Genomic DNA, 17027 nt, shown 5'->3' on the forward strand with positions numbered 1-17027 from the left:
GGTTTTGCAAGCTGATTACCTTTTGAGCGGCCCTCCGATCATCTGATTTCAGACGTTCGAGGTGGCCTCTCCAGGACCTGTCATCAGCCCTTCGGCGCGGTCGGCGCTCACTTCCTCAGCGCCGCCAGCGCCTTGCCCAGCAGTGCGGTGCGGTCGGCCGCCGCGGGCACCTGCTCCAGGCCGAAGCCGAGGAGCACGGTGTCGTTCGTGGTGACCGCGCCGAACGTCTTGAACAGTTCGCCCGACAGGCCCCAGTCCCGGACGACCGCCGGGCTGCCCGCGGGCGGGCCGGGGGTCTTCCACGCGCCGAGCGACGTCTCGAAGCCCTCGGTCGCGCCGGCGGTGCCGCCGGTGACCACCGTGGTGTTGTCGAGCAGTACGCCACGGCCGCCGGAACCGGGGTCGGTGATGTAGCTGAACGACACCTCGACCGACTTGCCGGCGTAGGCGGACAGATCGAACTCGACCTGCTTCCAGCCGTCGGAGGCCCCGGTGAAACTGTTCCAGGCACCGCTGGTGCCGGTCGGCGCGCAGCCGCCGGAGCCCGGGGTCAGGTACCGCTTCAGCGCCGGGTGGGCCTGGATGAAGTAGCCGGCCTCGCACTCGACGGGCACGGCGGTGGAGGTGGCGCCGCCCGCCTCGGGCAGCGTCGTCCAGTCGTCCGCCCCGGCGGTGTGCGCCTCCAGGACCGCGTGGTCGTAGCCCTCCTCGGTGTTCCAGAGGATCCGGGTGCGCAGCGTGGGCTTGTCGGCCGCGGTCACCGAGGTGAGGTCGATGGTGCGGGTGAGCCGGTTCCAGGCGTAGTCGGAGTGGGTGACAGCCGCCATGGACGCGCCCTCGTACGGGCCGTACGGGTTGACGGTGCCGGGGTACTGGCCGGCGCCGGCGCTCGCGAACTGCGGGAAGGTTTCCGCGGGCAGGGCGTCGGAGGTGAGGCCGAAGGACCCGGCCGTGTTGAGCGGGTTGCCGGGCGCGTCGCCGAGGGTTCCGGTGAAGCCCGCGAGCCTGCCGCTGCCGGCGAACGCCTTGGCGTCGGGCAGGGACGTACGACTGTAGGCGCCCAGGTAGTACTGGCTGAAGTCGTTGGACAGGGTGCCGCCGCCGAGGTCGACGGAGCCGCCGGCGCTCTCGCCCGCCTCGATCAGCTTGCCGCCCTCGTTGAGGTAGGCCCGCAGTTCGAGCTGGGTGGCCACACCGGGGCGCACGGCGCCCGTGTAGTGCACGACCTGCTTGAAGTGCTTCAGTACGCCGAGCGCGTCGGGAGCGCCCTGGGTTGCGACGTCCCAGACGAGCGCCTTCTTGCCGTTGGCCTTCAGCGCGTCGACATAGGTCCGGGTCTGGGTCGCGGTCGCGCCCTCCTCGGCGACGACGAGGGTGTCGGCCTTGGGCCGCTTGGCGATCGTGTACGTGAAGCGCTCGCTGCGGGTGGGCTTGCCGCTCTTCGTCTCGCCGGTGAACCAGACCTCGACCTTGTCGCCGGGTTCGCCGTCCTGGACCTTGGCCCGGTACTCGTCGAACCAGAGGTTGTCCTCACCGCCGAACGTCTCGCCGCCCTTCCAGGGCCTGAGCGTCTGGTCGTAGGTACGGCCGCGGCCGTTGATCCGGTACTTCAGCTCCTTGTCGCGCACGGACCTGCGGACGACGACGGAGATCTCCTGGTCGGCGCCGCGCGAGTACGACGTGGTGAAGGGCGCCGGGGTGAAGTCGGGGGCGTCGAGGCCGACCGAGGACTTCGGCCGGTCGGGCTTCGCGGCGGACTCGGCGACGGAGAGCGCGAACGGGATGTTCTTCTCGAACTCCTGCTTGATCAGCTTCTCGTCGTCCGGGAACGTGAAGACGGAGGCGCAGTCCTCCGGCTTCCAGGCGTCGGCCGGGTCGATGTTCGACGCGGTCTGGCACGTCGACATCTCGGGGGTGAACATCGCCGTGCCGTTGACGTTGGCCGCGTGGCCGTCCGCCTCGCCGTTGGTGGTGTACAGCTCCGAGGAGAGCTGGGGGTGGTACCCGGGGACGGCGGGGTTCTCCGGGGTACCGGCCAGCGCCTTGTAGAGCACGTCGTCCGGGGTGGGGGTGGCCACCTGCCAGCCCACGCCGTAGAGGATCAGTTCGGCGGCGGAGTGGTAGTTGATGCCGTACTCGAAGCCGATGCGCTTCTCGAAGGAGTCCAGGGCCTTGGTCTCGGGCTCGGAGCCCGGGCTCGCGCCGCGGTAGGTCTCGCTGGTGGGGAACGGGGACGAACCCTCGTTGTCGTAGCCCCACTTGTAGGCGAAGTTGCGGTTGAGGTCGACGCCGTCGCCGACGGTGATGGCCTTGTCGCCGTTGATGTCGCGCACGTTCTTGCGCCACTGGCGGTTGGCGGCGGCCTGGTGCGTGAAGTCGTAGCCGTCGGGGTTGGCGGAGATCAGGAACCACAGCTCGGTGGTGTCGACGATCTTCTTGATCCGCTTGTCCGTCTTGTAGTTGTCCAGGTAGTGGTGCATCAGCCGCCGGGTCATCTCCGGGGTGATCCACTCACGCGCGTGCTGGTTGGACATGTACAGCACGGAGGGCTTCGCGCCGTCCTTGGTCTTCTTCGCGTTCCTGGTCAGCTTGAGCGCGAGGATGTCCTGCCCCTGGAGGGACTTGCCGATGGAGACCACCTTGGTCAGGGAGGGGTGCTCCTGACCGGTGCGGAGGATCTCCTCCTTGATGTTGCCCGCGCCGCTGTAGGGGCGGTAGACCCCGTCGCCGGCGGCGTCCACCCGGGCCTGCGCCTTGCGGGTGAGCTTGTGCTCCGTGAGCTCGACGCCCTGGCCCTCCAGGGCCTTGGCCTGCTTGTCGGTGAGGTAGACCTCGACCGACGCCGTGCCCTTCTCCGGTGCCTGCTCGCTGAGTTCATGGCCGTCCTGCCCGGCCGCGAGCAGCAGGGGTACCTGCTTCTTCGTGACCTCGGCACGGAAGACCTTGACCTCTTCCGTGTCTCCGGAGCCCTCGTTCTCGGCCGCCTGGGCGAACGGCGCGAGCCCCGCGCCACCGCCCAGCAGGAGCACGCCGGCAGCGAGGATCGATCTCGCTCTTCGTCTCATGAGCCCCCCTTGCGTGGGTTCGCCACAGTGGCGAACAGACGCCAGGCTCATGTCAGATCGGGGTCACGTCAAGGGTGCCGCACAGGCCACACCAGGATTTCACGCCTTCGCCGAAAAGCCGGCGCCGACAGCCCAACAGGGCGCCGGCACCGGCGAGTTCGTCGATACGCTGTTCGGCTGACGGGCGGTCACCCGGCGAGGTTTTCGGCCATCTCCTCGGTGAGGCTCGACTCGGTCCCCGGGATGCCCAGGTCCTGTGCGCGCTTGTCCGCCATGGCCAGCAGCCGGCGGATCCGGCCCGCGACGGCGTCCTTGGTGAGCGGCGGGTCGGCGAGCGCGCCCAGCTCCTCCAGCGATGCCTGCTTGTGCTCCATCCGCAGTCGTCCGGCGGCGGCGAGGTGCTCGGGCACGTCGTCCCCGAGGATCTCCAGGGCACGGCCCACCCGGGCACCGGCGGCGACGGCGGCACGGGCCGAGCGGCGCAGGTTGGCGTCGTCGAAGTTGGCGAGCCGGTTGGCCGTGGCCCGCACCTCGCGGCGCATCCGCCGCTCCTCCCAGGCCAGCACCGACTCATGGGCGCCGAGCCGGGTCAACAGCGCGCCGATCGCGTCACCGTCCCGTACGACGACCCGGTCGACGCTGCGCACCTCACGGGCCTTGGCGGCGATCGACAGCCGACGGGCGGCGCCGACCAGCGCGAGAGCGGCCTCCGGGCCCGGGCAGGTCACCTCCAGGGAGGACGAACGGCCGGGCTCGGTGAGCGAGCCGTGCGCCAGGAACGCCCCGCGCCAGGCGGCCTCGGCATCACAGGTGGCCCCCGAGACCACCTGCGGGGGCAGTCCGCGGATGGGCCGGCCGCGGCCGTCGACCAGTCCCGTCTGACGGGCCAGCTGATCGCCGCCCGCGACGACCCGCACCACATAGCGCGAGCCCCGGCGCAGTCCGCCGGGCGCCATCACGATCAGTTCGGAGCTGTGGCCGAAGATCTCCAGGATGTCCCGCTTCAGGCGGCGCGCCGCCATCGCGGTGTCCAGCTCCGCCTCGATCACGATGCGGCCGCTCACCAGGTGCAGCCCGCCCGCGAACCGCAGGATCGCCGAGACCTCCGCCTTTCTGCAGCAGGTCCGGGTGACGGGTAGCCGGGAGATCTCGTCCTTCACCGCTGCCGTCATCGCCATGGGCCGATCCTTCCATGCATCCGAAAAATACGGTCGTACGCGGCGGCCAGCAGCTCCGGATCATGCCGCGGAGATCCATCGGGCCGGGCCACCGGAGCCAGCTCGACCGCGGCGCCGAACCGCTTGGCGGCCTCGGTGAGCAAATCCCGGTCGGGCACGGCGGCCTCGTCGGCCAGCACCACGTCCAGGGCGAGTTTAGGGGCGTGTCGTGCCAAAACCTCCAAATGACGCTGCGGGGAGAACCCATCGGTTTCTCCCGGCTGCGGGGCGAGGTTCAGCGACAGCACGAGCCGGGCCTTGGTCTCGGTAAGCGCGTCGAGTAGCTCCGGCACGAGCAGGTGCGGGATGACCGACGAGAACCAGGAGCCGGGGCCGAGCACCACCCAGTCGGCGTCGAGGACGGCCTCCACCGCCTCGGGCACGGCGGGCGGGTCGTGCGGCACGAGGTGCACGGACTGCACCTCGCCCGGGGTGAGCGCGACGGTCGCCTGGCCCCGGACGGTGTCGACGTCGTCGGGGCGCGCCGGATCGTGCCCCTTGACCAGGGCCTGGAGCTCCAGGGGCACGGCGGACATGGGCAGCACACGGCCCTGGGCGCCGAGCAGCTTGCCGACGAGGTCCAGCGCCTGGACGTGGTCGCCGAGCTGTTCCCACAGGGCGACGATCAGGACGTTGCCGACGGCGTGGTCGTGCAGGTCGCCCTTGGAGGTGAAGCGGTGCTGGATGACGCGGGCCCAGGTCTGGCCCCAGTCGTCGTCGCCGCACAGCGCGGCCAGCGCCTTGCGCAGGTCGCCGGGCGGGAGCACACCCAGTTCGTCGCGCAGGCGTCCGCTGGAGCCGCCGTCGTCGGCCACGGTGACGACGGCGGTGAGGTCGCCGGTGATCCGGCGCAGGGCGGCGAGCGAGGCGGACAGGCCCATGCCGCCGCCGAGCGCGACGACCTTCGGCTGGGCGCCGCGACGGCGCGGCCGGCCGCCGCGCGCCTCGGCGGGCCTGACCGTCCGTCCTTCCGGGGTGACCCGGCGCAGTCTGCTCAGCCGCAGAGCAGCACGTCCGGTCATTCGCGGCCCATGTCGCGGTGCACGACCACGGTCTCGACGCCCTGGGAGGCGAGGCGGGCGGCGAGCTTCTCCGAGGTGGCGACCGAGCGGTGCTTGCCGCCGGTGCAGCCGACCGCGATGGTCACGTACCGCTTGCCCTCGCGGCGGTACCCGGCGGCGATCAGCTGGAGCAGCTCCGCGTAGCGGTCGAGGAACTCCTTGGCGCCGGGCTGGTTGAAGACGTACGCGGAGACCTCCTCGTTGAGGCCGGTGAAGGGGCGCAGCTCCGGGACCCAGTGCGGGTTGGGCAGGAAGCGCATGTCCACGACCAGGTCGGCGTCGACGGGCAGGCCGTACTTGAAGCCGAAGGACATGACGGTGGCCCGCAGCTCCGGCTCCTCCTCGCCGGCGAACTGGGCGTCCATCTTGGCGCGCAGCTCGTGCACGTTCAGGCTGGAGGTGTCGATCACCAGGTCGGCGTCGCCACGCAGTTCGCGCAGCAGCTCCCGCTCGGCGGCGATGCCGTCGACGATGCGGCCGTCGCCCTGGAGGGGGTGGGGGCGGCGCACCGACTCGAAGCGGCGCACCAGGGCGTCGTCGGAGGACTCCAGGAAGACGATCCGGCGGGTGACGTTCTTCGTCTCGAGGTCGGCGAGGGAGTCGCGGAGGTTGTCGAAGAACCGGCGGCCGCGGACGTCGACGACGACCGCGATCCGCGCCACGTTGCCCTGGGAGCGGGCACCGAGCTCCACCATGGTGGGGATCAGCGCGGGCGGCAGGTTGTCCACGACGAACCAGCCGAGGTCCTCCAGACACTTGGCGGCCGTGGACCGGCCGGCGCCGGACATGCCGGAGATGATGACCAGCTCGGGGATGGCCGCCTCGGGGACCCCGGCTGTTTCGATGCCCGTACTCACGTGTGCTCCGTCTTCCTGTGGCGCTGGGTGCTGGGAGGCATGGTCGCCCACCGCGCTGGGGGTCTGCCCGCGCTCCCCTGTGTGCTCGTGGTGCTGTTCTTCTGGACGCTCGGGGCGCTCATGGAGTTCTGGGCGCTCTTCGTGCTCGGTCATGTCTCCTGCCCTCGTCGCCGGTCCGGGGGGCCCGCGATGTGCGCCGCCACGGGTTCCACGGAGGTGTCCGCCGTCGTGCCGGGCTCCTCTTCCTCCATGATCTCTCCAGTGGCGGTGTTCACGGCGGGTGCCGCCGGTGCCGCCTGTGCGAGGGCCACGGCGATCGTCTCGGCCGTCTTGCGGCCTATGCCGGGGACCTCGCAGATCTGGTCGATCGTCGCGGCGCGCAGCTTCTTCAGCGAGCCGAAGTGCTTCAGCAGGGCCTGCTTGCGGGTGTCGCCGAGGCCGGGGACGTCGTCCAGGGGGCTCGCCCGGAACCGCTTGGCCCGCTTGGTGCGCTGATAGGTGAGGGCGAAGCGGTGGGCCTCGTCTCGGACGCGCTGGAGCATGTACAGGCCCTCGCTGGTGCGCGGCAGGACCACCGGGTCGTCCTCGCCGGGCAGCCAGACCTCCTCCAGGCGCTTGGCGAGACCGCACACGGCGATGTCGTCGATGCCCAGTTCGTCCAGGGCCCGGCGGGCGGCGGCGACCTGCGGCTGTCCGCCGTCGACGACGACGAGCTGCGGCGGGTAGGCGAAGCGCTTGGGACGGCCGTCCTCCTCGGTGAGGGCGGCCTCGCCGTCGGTCCACTCGCCGGTCTTCTCCTTCTCGGCGAGGTACCGCTTGAAGCGGCGGGCGATGACCTCGTGCATGGACCGGACGTCGTCCTGGCCCTCGCCGTGCCAGACCTGGGTGTCCCCGACCCGGCCCTTGATCTGGAAGCGGCGGTACTCGCTCTTGCGGGCCAGCCCGTCCTCGAAGACGACCATGGACGCCACGACGTCGTCGCCCTGGAGGTGGGAGATGTCGTAGCACTCGATCCTGAGCGGGGCGCTGTCGAGGTCGAGGGCCTCGGCGATCTCCTCCAGGGCCCGGGAGCGGGTGGTGAGGTCGGAGGCGCGCTTGGTCTTGTGCAGGGCGAGCGACTGCTGGGCGTTGCGCTGCACGGTCTCCATGAGGGCCTTCTTGTCGCCCCGCTGCGGGATGCGCAGGGAGACGTTCGAGCCGCGGCGCCCGGTGAGCCACTCCTGGACGGGCTCGACGGGGTCGGGCAGCGCCGGGACGAGGACTTCCTTGGGCACCGAGTCGCCGGTCTCCTCGCCGTAGAGCTGTTGCAGGGCGTGCTCGACGAGGTCACCGGTGGTGACGGCCTCGACCTTGTCGGTGACCCAGCCGCGCTGGCCGCGCACGCGTCCCCCGCGTACGTGGAAGATCTGGACGGCGGCCTCCAGTTCGTCCTCGGCGACCGCGATCAGGTCGGCGTCGGTCGCGTCGGCGAGCACGACCGCGTTCTTCTCCATGGCCTTCTTCAGGGCCTCGATGTCGTCGCGCAGCCGGGCGGCCCGCTCGTACTCCATCTCCTCGGCCGCGTCCATCATCTGGCGTTCCAGGCGGCGGAGGTAGGTGCCGGTGCGGCCGGCCATGAAGTCGCTGAACTCCTCCGCCAGTTCCCGGTGCTCCTCGGCGGAGATCCGCTCGACGCAGGGGGCGGAGCACTTGCCGATGTAGCCGAGCAGACAGGGGCGGCCGGTGCGGGTCGCGTTCTTGAAGACGCCGGCCGAGCAGGTACGGACGGGGAAGACGCGCAGCAGCAGGTCGACGGTGTCGCGGATGGCCCACGCGTGCGCGTACGGGCCGAAGTAGCGGACGCCCTTCTTCTTGTGACCGCGCATCACCTGCACGCGTGGGTACTGCTCGTTCATCGTGACCGCGAGGTACGGGTAGCTCTTGTCGTCGCGGTACTTGACGTTGAACCGGGGGTCGAACTCCTTGATCCAGGAGTACTCCAGCTGGAGCGCCTCCACCTCGGTGGACACCACCGTCCACTCCACGGAGGCGGCCGTGGTGACCATGGAGCGGGTGCGCGGGTGGAGGCCGGCCAGGTCCTGGAAGTAGTTGGCCAGGCGCTGGCGCAGGCTCTTCGCCTTCCCGACGTAGATCACCCGGCGGTGCTCGTCACGGAATTTGTACACCCCGGGAGAGTCCGGGATCTGTCCCGGACTGGGGCGGTAGCTGGAGGGATCGGCCATGCTCCACACCCTACTGGCGGGGAGTGACACCCAGGGGCGCCCGGGGAGCCTGCTCGGGCGGCTCCCCGGACCGACGGCTAGCGCGTCTCCAGGAACGTCAGCACGGCCAGGACCCGGCGGTGGTCGTCCGGTTCCTCCGGGAGTCGCAGTTTGCCCAGGATGCTCCGCACATGTTTCTCGACCGTGCCCTCGGTCACCCACAGCCGCTTGCCGATGCCCGCGTTGGAGCGGCCCTCCGCCATGAGTCCGAGCACCTCGCGCTCACGGTTGCTGAGCATGGCCAGCGGATCGTCGCGGCGCTGCGCGGCGACCAGTTCCTGCACGAGTGAGGGATCCACCACACAGCCGCCGCGGCGGATGCGGTCGAGCGTCTCCAGGAACTCGTCCACGGCGGTGACGCGGCTCTTGAGCAGATAGCCGATGCTGCGGCCGCCGGCCAGCAGCTCCAGCGCGTCCTCGACCTCGACGAACGCCGACAGGACGAGGATCCCGACCGAGGGGTACCGCTCGCGGATGGCACGGGCCGCCTTCAGGCCCTCGGTGGACTGGGTCGGCGGCATCCTGATGTCGATGATCGCGATGTCCGGCACCCGCGCCTCGACGAGGTCCATGAGCCCGCTGCCGTCGCCGGCCTGGCCCACCACCTCGTAGCCGACGCGCTCGCACAGACTGGCCAGTCCCTCGCGCAGGAGTACGTCGTCGTCCGCGAGCACCACCCGTCCGAGCGCCGGATGCTGATCGGCGTCCATGGGTCTCGGCCTCCCCCTGCCCGACCTGTTCTCTTCTGTTCCGACAGCCTGCCTGGACAAGGTCTTACGGCTAGCTGGAAGCCTAGTTGGGGGAGAGCCGGGGCGACACCGCGGGGACGGCACGTCATGCTCGAAAGAGTGCAGTCGCGGGTGGCCGGTTGCCTCGGCGGAGACGGACCGGCCTGCCACCCGCGTGCTGGGCCGGACGGCCGTCTTCACCGTCCGGCACGGCCGCCCGGACGTACGCCCTGCCGAGTCCCGTACTCCCCCCTTGAAGGGGCTCGCCGCGTACGCTTCGGGCGGTCATGAACGTGGCACGACGGCGTGCCCGGCCCCCGGCGGCGGCGCCAGCGGCAGGCGGACGCCCAGCGTCGTCCCGCTGCCCGGCGGGCTGGCCACGGTCAGCCGGCCGCCGATGGCCTCCACGCGGTCGATGAGCCCGATCAGTCCCGAGCCCCTGCCCGGATCCGCTCCCCCGGCGCCGTCGTCGTGGATGACCACCTCCAGAACGCCGCCGGTGTCCCCGGCCGTGACCGTCACCACACTCGCGCGCGCGTGCTTCACGGCGTTGGTCAGGCATTCCGACGTCACGTAGTACGCGGCCACCTCGACCGGCTCCGGGAAGCGGGGCGTGGAGAGCCGGAGGTCGAGTTCGACGGGGATCGCGGAGCGCCGGGCGAGGGAGCGCAGGGCGGGGCCCAGGCCGCCCCTGGAGAGGATGGCCGGGTGGATGCCGCGGGCCACCTGGATCAGGTCCTGGAAGGTGTCGTCGAGGCCCTTGCCGAGGTGGGCGAGGTGTCTGCCGAGCGGCGAGCCGCGGTCCTCGACGAGGGTCTGCGCCATCCGCAGCTCCAGCTGGAGCGAGACCAGGCGCTGCTGGACGCCGTCGTGCAGGTCGCGTTCGATACGGCGCCGGGAGGCGTCGCCGGCGGCGACGACACGCGCGCGTGAGGCGGTCAGCTGGGCGCGGCTGTCGGCGTTGGCGATCGCGGTGGCGATCAGTTCGGTGAAGTCGGCGAGCCGGGACTCGGTGCCCTCGGGCAGCAGGTCGAGGAGCGAGGCCGCGACGACGACGCCCCACAGCCGGCCCTCGACGACGATGGGGGCGCCCGCGGCGGTGCCCGACCGGGCGGCGCCGCTGGTGCGGGCCACCTCCTCCATCACCACGCGCGCCGCCTCACGACGGATCAGGCGGGGCGCTTCGGCGCCGCCGTCGCCGTCGACGTGTTCGCGGGCGATGCCGAGGACCGTGAAGTAGCCGTCGGTCTCGTAGCGCAGTACGGCGGCGGCCGTGCTCAGCAGGGCGCCCACCTCCCGCGCCACCGTCGCGAACACGTCGGACGGCGGCACCCCGCGGGCCACCTCGGTGGCGACCCGGCGCAGCGCGGCCTGTTCGCGGGCGGCCAGCCTGCTCTCGGTGACGTCGCGGGCGGCGGCGTAGATGAGGCCCTCCTCGGGGACCGGCCGGGCGCTCCACTGGAGCCAGCACTCGGTGCCGTCCGCGCGGACGTACCGGTTCTCGAACTCGGCGACGTCGGCGCCGCTCGCCAGCAGGGCGATCGCCTCGCGGGTGCTGTCGCGGTCCTCCTCGTGGACGAACTCGACGAGCGGCCTGGCGGTGAGGGTCTCGGCGGAGTAGCCGAGGGTGCGTTCGAAGGCCGGGTTGACGCGTTTGAAGAAGCCGTCGGTGCCGCTGATGCAGAGCAGGTCCAGGGAGAGGTTGAAGATGCCTTCCAGTTCCCGTTCGGCGCGTCTGCGGCGGCCGTGGGCGGCGGCGAAGGACGCCATGGTGCCGTTCATGCCGCCCAGCAGCTGGGCCCAGGTGCCGTGGAAGGCGTCGACGTCGGCGCGGTGTTCGAGGCGGCCGGCGTCGATGGCCGTGTTCATGGCCCGGATCTGGCCGGCCAGCCGTTCCGTGGTCACCCGCAGCTCCCGGAAGGTGTCCGCGACGGCGCCGAGTTCGTCGCGGCCCGCGTAGCGGATGTCGTGGGAGAGGTCGCCCTCCGACAGTGCCCGGGCGCCCGCGGCGACCTGCCCGAGGGGGCGGGTGATGGAGCGGCGCAGGGCCAGCGCGAGGACGGTGACCGCGCACAGGACGGCCAGGATGAGGGCCAGTTCGCTGTACGCCCGGGCGCGGGTGGCCCGCAGTTCGTGGTCGGCGGTGCCGGCGAGTTCCCGCATGGCCCGCTCCTGGATGGCCCGCAGGTCGTCGACGTACTTCTCGGAGTCGGTCATCCAGGCGTCGTACGAGGGCCAGTCGGCGGGCCGCGCGTGGGATTCGTCGAGCATGTCGCGGACCTTGCGGACGGCGCGGCCGGGGGCCTGGAACATGGTGCTGTGCAGCTCGGACCGGAGCGCCGCGGAGGTGTTCTGCTCGAAGGCGCGCAGCTGGGCCTTCTCCAGTTCGGTCCAGCGACCGGCGGCGGTGGGGCGCTGGGCCGCCGGGACGTCGAACAGGATGGCGAGCTCGGCCCGTTCCCGTTCGGCGGCGGCGATGGCCTTGCGCAGTGCCACATGGGCGTCGGCGGCGCGGCCCGCGGCCCGGGTGGGGCGGCCGGACTCCAGGGTGGCGACGGTGTCGAGCAGCACGTCCTCGATGGCGTCGTACCGCTGGGCGACGGTCTGCGCGTCCAGTGAGACGGTGCCCGTCTCCACGCGGAGCGCGTGCAACTGCCGGCGGACGGCGTCGAGGACACCGGCGACATCGGGTTCCGGCTGGTCGCCGGCGTGCCGGACGGCTCGGCGCAGCGCGTCGTCGGTGGCCCGCTGGGCGTCGGCGCGCTCGCGCGCGGTGCCCGGTTCGACGTGCAGCCGGGCCTTCACGGCGGCCATCCGCTCCCGGGCGACGGCGTCGGAGACCTCGCCGGTCGCGAACGACACCGCGATCGCCGTGTCGAAGTCGCGCAGGGTCCGCGCCTTCTCCCAGTGCGACAGGGCGGCGAACACGGTGAACGCCAGCAGCACGGTCACCGGCAGCAGCACGAGCAGCATCAGCTTGGCGCCGACCCGCAACCGGGCGAAGAACGGCACCCCCGGTACCCCCGGCACACCCCGGCCCCGCCGCCGGCCCGCCCCGGCACGCCGTGGCCGCACCGTCGCGGCCCGCCCGGTGCCCTCCGAGGCCGGACGGAACCCGCGCCCGCCCGATGACACGGGGCGACGCGGCCCCGGCACGCGTCCCACCGGGGAGGAGGGACTCGGATCGCCGACGCGGTGGACGGAGGTCGGGCGCGGCTCGCCGAGGCGGTCGGCGGAGGGCGGGCGCGGCTCGCTCGCGCGGGCCGGGGACGAGCGGGCCGGTTCACCAGCGCCGTCCGGGGACGAGCGGGCCGGTTCACCAGCGCCGTCCACGGACGAAGAGCGCGAGTCGCTCGCACGGTCCGCGGTGGACGAGGCCCGTGGGGCCGGCACCCGTGACTCGTTCGCCGGGGAGCGGGTTCCGTCCGGTGCCCGGCCCGTCCCGGACCGGCCGTCGCCCGCGGCGGCTTCGTCGCCCGGCGGCGGCGAGGCGCTCGGCCCGGGGGACGGTGACGCGGGGTCGGGGGTGTCCGGGGCTCGGTCCGGGGACGGGGTGCGGCGCATGGTGGGGCTCACGGGTGCTGGAGGGTGGGGGCGCTGTCCGGGTGGGCCGGCGCGGAGTCGTCGGTCGCGTGCATGTGGTCCGCCTTTGCCGGCTGGGCGGCGTATCCGTGCTCGGGCCGCCCGCGACCCGGCGCGCCCCCGTCGGCCGCTCGACGGGGAAACGTTCGATCAGGTCGCCGCCCGCCACCGCGCACCCCTCATCGGGGTGCGCGGTGCCTTCAGCATCCCGCTGAACCGGGCGGCGGTCCAGACACCCGCGACGCCCCGCCGGTCACGGCTCGCTCTTCGGGTAACCGTCGTGCGCCGCCAGGTCCTTGTCGATGTCCTCGACCGCCGCGTCCAGCGTCTTCTCGACCGGGGCCCCCGCGAAGACGCTGTCGGCGACCGCGCGGGAGAACGCCTTGGTGATCGCCGGGTACGCGGGGGTCTGCGGCCGGGGCCGGGCGACACCGCTGCGCAGCTGCTCGATGAACAGCCGCTCCGGACCGTTCTCGTCGAACTTCCCGGAGAGGTCGACCGCCCGTTCCGTCCCCGGGATCGCCCCGTTGGCCTCGCTCATCCGCAACACCTGCTCCGGGCGCAGCAGATACTCCAGGAACCGCCACACCGCGTCGCCGTCCGCGCCGCCGGAGGGGATGCCCCACTGCCAGGACCCCATCCCGGTGGCGGTGCCGGCGCCGAAGTCGGGCAGCGGCACGATCGCCACGTCCCCGGGGTGCGCCGCGCTGAACTCGCCGTACTTCCAGTGCCCCATCCAGGAAAGAGGGGTGCGTCCCTTGACGAACGCGTTCTTGTTCCTGTCCCGGTCGACGTATCCCTCCTCCACCCAGCTCCGCAGGGTGGTGAGCGCCTTCACCGACTCGGGGCCGTTGAGGAAACCGTCCGCCGTGCGGAACTCCTCGGGGTCGATGAGATCGCCGCCGGCCGACCACACGGCCGGTGCGAAGGCGTACGTGTTCCACTCGTCGGGGCTCGCCGAGTCGACGAAGTTCAGGTCGAGCGGCGCCTCGTACCCCTCGGCCCGCAGCGTGCGCAGGATCCGCGTCATCTCGTCGGCGGTCCAGGCGTCCTCCGGCCCCTTCGGGATCCGGATCCCGGCCGTGCGGAGCACCGAGGGCCGTACGTACAGACCGAGCCCGGAGTCGAAGGTTCCGACACCCCACAACCGGCCGTCGTACGTGCCCTGCCGCCGGATCGAGGGCAGCAGGTCGTCCCTGATTCCGGCGGGCACACAGGAGTCGATCGGCTTGAGCTTGCCGGACCAGGCGTAGCTGTAGAGGTTCGGGCCGTCGAAGTCGAGGAGGTCCGGCAGATCGCCGCTGGCGGCCGCGGACAGGACGAGTTCGGTGTACGGGCGCTGCTCGGGCAGGGTCACCAGCTCGACCCGCACCTGCCGCTGGGCCTTGTTGAACTCCTTGACCTGGCTGCGCAGGGTGCTCTGCTCACCGCTCTGCCCGGCGTGGAACCACAGGGTGATGTGCTCGGTGCCGTCGATCCTGCCGTCGCAGGTCGTGTCGCCCGCGGCCTTGTCGCCGGCGCCCGGCCGGTCCTCCTCGTCACCGGCGCTGCATCCGGCCAGTAGCAGTGCCGCCGCCGACATCCCCGCCACCAGGGCACGACGGACCTGACGTCTCCCGACGCCGTTGTGCGACGCGTTCATCGCGCTTTACTCCCATTCGACCGGGCCACTCGGCCCCAGGGCAGCGACATGCTACTCCCCGTGGCTTGTTCGATTCCCTCGGTGAGTGGAAACAGACGGAAACGGCAAGGGACATCAGCACATTCACAGGCCGGGGAGCGCGCCGGACGACAATTTCCGGCTGGCCGGGATGTGCGTCCCTCCACTGCCCCGGAGGCTGTCACCATGTCCCCGCGCTCCCGGGAACCGGTCCGCCGTTCCGGTCCCCGGGGCACCGAGGATCTTGCCGTCGGTGTCCGGCCATGTCCCGCCCCGGGTGTTGTCGGGGCTTTGCCAACACGCTTCAATGCGGGGGAACTCAGAGCGGGAACGCCGTCGTACGGATGTGAAGACGGACGGTCGCCGAGAGCCCGCGCGTCCGCGGGGCGCCCCGACAGGCCCGCGCGCGGTCCGACCAGCCCACGCGCACCTCACAGAAAGGCTCCTCCATGCGGCACGCCACAGAGCACGCCGACGTCGCGGCGATCGCGAACGTCGCCACCGCGGAGTTGGAGTCGGCCCTGCGGGGTGGCCCCTTCCATGTGGCGCTGCGCGCCGCGATCGCCGCGCGCGGGCTGCCGTTGCAGCGGGTGCAGCACCATCTGTCGCGCCACGGGGTCAAGGTCGGTGTGACCAGCCTGAGTTACTGGCAGCAGGGCGCCCGGCGCCCCCAGCGTCCGGAGTCGCTGCGCGCGGTGCGGGCCCTGGAGGAGATCCTCCAGCTTCCGGACGAGTCCCTGATCCGGCTGCTGACCCGGTCCGAGGAGCCCGCCGGGCAGGGCCGCGGCGCCGGCAGCCGTTCGTACCGCTCTCTCGTGGATGCCTCGGGTGTTCTGGAGCGGCTCCTCGGTGAGTTGGGGTCGCCGCTCGACGGCGGGGTGCACACCGTCGGCCATCACGAGCGGGTGAGCGTCGGTGCGCGCCGTGAGCTGCTGGGCCGTGAGTCCCAGCACATCGTGCGGGCCCACCGGGACGGCGTGGACCGTTATGTGGCCGTCCACCACGGCGACCCGGGCTGCGTCCCGGAACGGATGGCGGTCCGCGCCCTGGAGAACTGCCGCCGGGGCCGGGTGCGTTGGGACGACGACACGGGTGTCCTCGTCGCCGAGTTCCTCTTCGACACCCGGCTGCGCAGCGGCGACACATTCCTGTTCCGCTACGGCGTCGACGACGGGACGGCCGGGGTCTGCACCGAGTACGTCCGCGGCTTCCGGTCGGCGGGCGGGCAGTACGCGCTCCAGGTGCGCTTCGACGAGCGGGCGCTGCCCGTGCGCTGCCACCGTTTCAGCCGGCATTCGCCGGCCGCCCCGCGCGGAGGGCGCGAGCCTCTCCCCTTGAGCGCGTTGCACCGTTCCGTGCACCTGGTGGAGTCCCGGGTGCGCACGGGTGTCGTCGGGATCGGCTGGGACTGGGAGTGAGGGGAAGCGGCGGGGGCTGCCCGTCGTGGGGCGGGAACGTCTGAGGTACCTTCCGGCGGAGACTTCCCAGAAAGGACCCCTTCGTGATCGTCGTCGCCGGTGAAGCCCTGATCGACCTGGTCCCCAGGGGTTCGGGTCCGCTCGTGGACCTGCGGCCGGCGCGCGGTGGCGGGCCGTACAACACGGCCGTCGCGCTCGGCCGTCTCGGCTCCCCCACGGCGTTCTGCTCCCGTGTCTCGTACGACGTGTACGGCGAGGCCCTGCTGGCGGGGTTGCGGGAGGCCGGTGTGGACGTGGCCTCCGTGCAGCGCGGCCCCGAGCCGACGACGCTGGCGCTGGCCTCGGTCGGCGAGGACGGCTCCGCCCGGTACTCCTTCTATGTGGAGGGCAGCGCCGACCGCCTGTTCGAGGCGCCCGAGCGCCTCCCGGCGGGCACCCGCGCCGTCTCCTTCGGCACCTGCTCGCTGGTCCTGGAGCCGGGTGCGAGCGCGTACGAGGAGCTGCTGCACGGCGCGGCCGCCCGGGGTGTCTTCACCGCCCTCGACCCGAACATCCGGCCGGGGCTCATCCCCGACGCGGCCGCCCACCGCGCCCGCTTCGAGAGCTGGCTGCCCTCGGTGACGCTGCTGAAGCTGTCCGAGGAGGACGCCGAGTGGCTGGGCGGCACCCCCGGCCAGTGGCTGGCCTCGGGCCCCTCGGCCGTCGTGGTCACCCGTGGCGGGGAGGGACTGACCGCCTACACCCGCGACGGCGCCGAGCATGTCGTGCCGGGCGAGAAGGTCGATGTCGTCGACACCATCGGCGCCGGTGACACGGTGAACGCGGCCCTCCTGCACGGTCTGGCCGCGCGTGACGCCCTCTCCGCCGGCTCGCTCGCGGCCCTCACCGGCGAGGACTGGACCGACCTGCTCCGCTTCGCCGCCCGCGCGGCCGCCGTCACCTGCTCCCGAGCGGGCGCGGAACCGCCGTACGCGTCAGAGGTGGCCGCGGACTGACCCGTCTGCCGCGGACCGATCCGTCCGCCGCGGACAGCGGGGCTGCGGGGCTGCGGGCAGCGGGGCTGCGGGGCCTGCGGGCAGCCGGCAGCCGGCAGCCGGCAGCGGGCAGCGGGCAGCGGGCAGCGGGCCAGCGGGCAGCAACAGCCGGCCTGCGGACTGCGGGGCTGCTCGGCAGCGGGC

10 protein-coding genes are annotated in these 17027 nt (G+C 72.3%); 2 read left to right on the plus strand and 8 right to left on the minus strand.

Features of this window, described 5'->3' with window-relative positions:
* Positions 1 to 107: 107 nt before the first annotated feature.
* The 8 genes from ACZ4Z2_RS05205 to ACZ4Z2_RS05240 form a co-directional block, all read right to left on the minus strand.
* Positions 108 to 3065 carry a M14 family metallopeptidase gene (locus tag ACZ4Z2_RS05205; protein WP_468072520.1) on the minus strand — a complete coding sequence of 986 codons (2958 nt, stop codon included), beginning with the start codon at positions 3063 to 3065 and terminating at the stop codon, positions 108 to 110.
* Positions 3066 to 3253: 188 nt separating this feature from the next.
* A complete protein-coding gene (gene whiA, locus ACZ4Z2_RS05210) occupies positions 3254 to 4243 on the minus strand; it encodes a DNA-binding protein WhiA (RefSeq protein WP_055710847.1) in 990 nt (329 codons plus the stop codon).
* Positions 4234 to 5304: a gluconeogenesis factor YvcK family protein gene (locus ACZ4Z2_RS05215; protein WP_468072522.1), complete on the minus strand. Its 1071-nt coding sequence runs from the start codon at positions 5302 to 5304 to the stop codon at positions 4234 to 4236. Before ACZ4Z2_RS05215 ends, whiA begins: the two co-directional genes overlap by 10 nt.
* On the minus strand, positions 5301 to 6353 hold the full coding sequence (gene rapZ, locus ACZ4Z2_RS05220) for an RNase adapter RapZ (RefSeq protein WP_468072524.1): 1053 nt from the start codon (positions 6351 to 6353) through the stop codon (positions 5301 to 5303). Before rapZ ends, ACZ4Z2_RS05215 begins: the two co-directional genes overlap by 4 nt.
* On the minus strand, positions 6350 to 8422 hold the full coding sequence (uvrC, locus tag ACZ4Z2_RS05225; protein WP_468072526.1) for an excinuclease ABC subunit UvrC: 2073 nt from the start codon (positions 8420 to 8422) through the stop codon (positions 6350 to 6352). Before uvrC ends, rapZ begins: the two co-directional genes overlap by 4 nt.
* Before the next feature lie 77 nt (positions 8423 to 8499).
* Positions 8500 to 9171 carry a response regulator transcription factor gene (locus ACZ4Z2_RS05230; RefSeq protein ID WP_468072527.1) on the minus strand — a complete coding sequence of 224 codons (672 nt, stop codon included), beginning with the start codon at positions 9169 to 9171 and terminating at the stop codon, positions 8500 to 8502.
* Positions 9172 to 9474: 303 nt separating this feature from the next.
* Complete coding sequence (locus tag ACZ4Z2_RS05235) at positions 9475 to 12162, minus strand: PAS domain S-box protein (RefSeq protein WP_468072882.1); 2688 nt, start codon at positions 12160 to 12162, stop codon at positions 9475 to 9477.
* 862 nt (positions 12163 to 13024) lie between these two features.
* A complete protein-coding gene (locus ACZ4Z2_RS05240) occupies positions 13025 to 14413 on the minus strand; it encodes an ABC transporter substrate-binding protein (protein ID WP_468072529.1) in 1389 nt (462 codons plus the stop codon).
* A gap of 467 nt (positions 14414 to 14880) precedes the next feature.
* On the opposite strand from ACZ4Z2_RS05240, the gene ACZ4Z2_RS05245 reads away from it, so the two are divergent.
* Positions 14881 to 15849: a hypothetical protein gene (locus tag ACZ4Z2_RS05245; RefSeq protein WP_468072531.1), complete on the plus strand. Its 969-nt coding sequence runs from the start codon at positions 14881 to 14883 to the stop codon at positions 15847 to 15849.
* An 83-nt stretch (positions 15850 to 15932) separates the two neighbouring features.
* Positions 15933 to 16844 (plus strand): carbohydrate kinase family protein, encoded by a 912-nt coding sequence (locus ACZ4Z2_RS05250; RefSeq protein WP_468072533.1) that lies wholly within the window; start codon positions 15933 to 15935, stop codon positions 16842 to 16844.
* Positions 16845 to 17027 lie beyond the last annotated feature (183 nt).

The sequence above is a fragment of the Streptomyces sp. NPDC030183 genome (assembly GCF_055573455.1).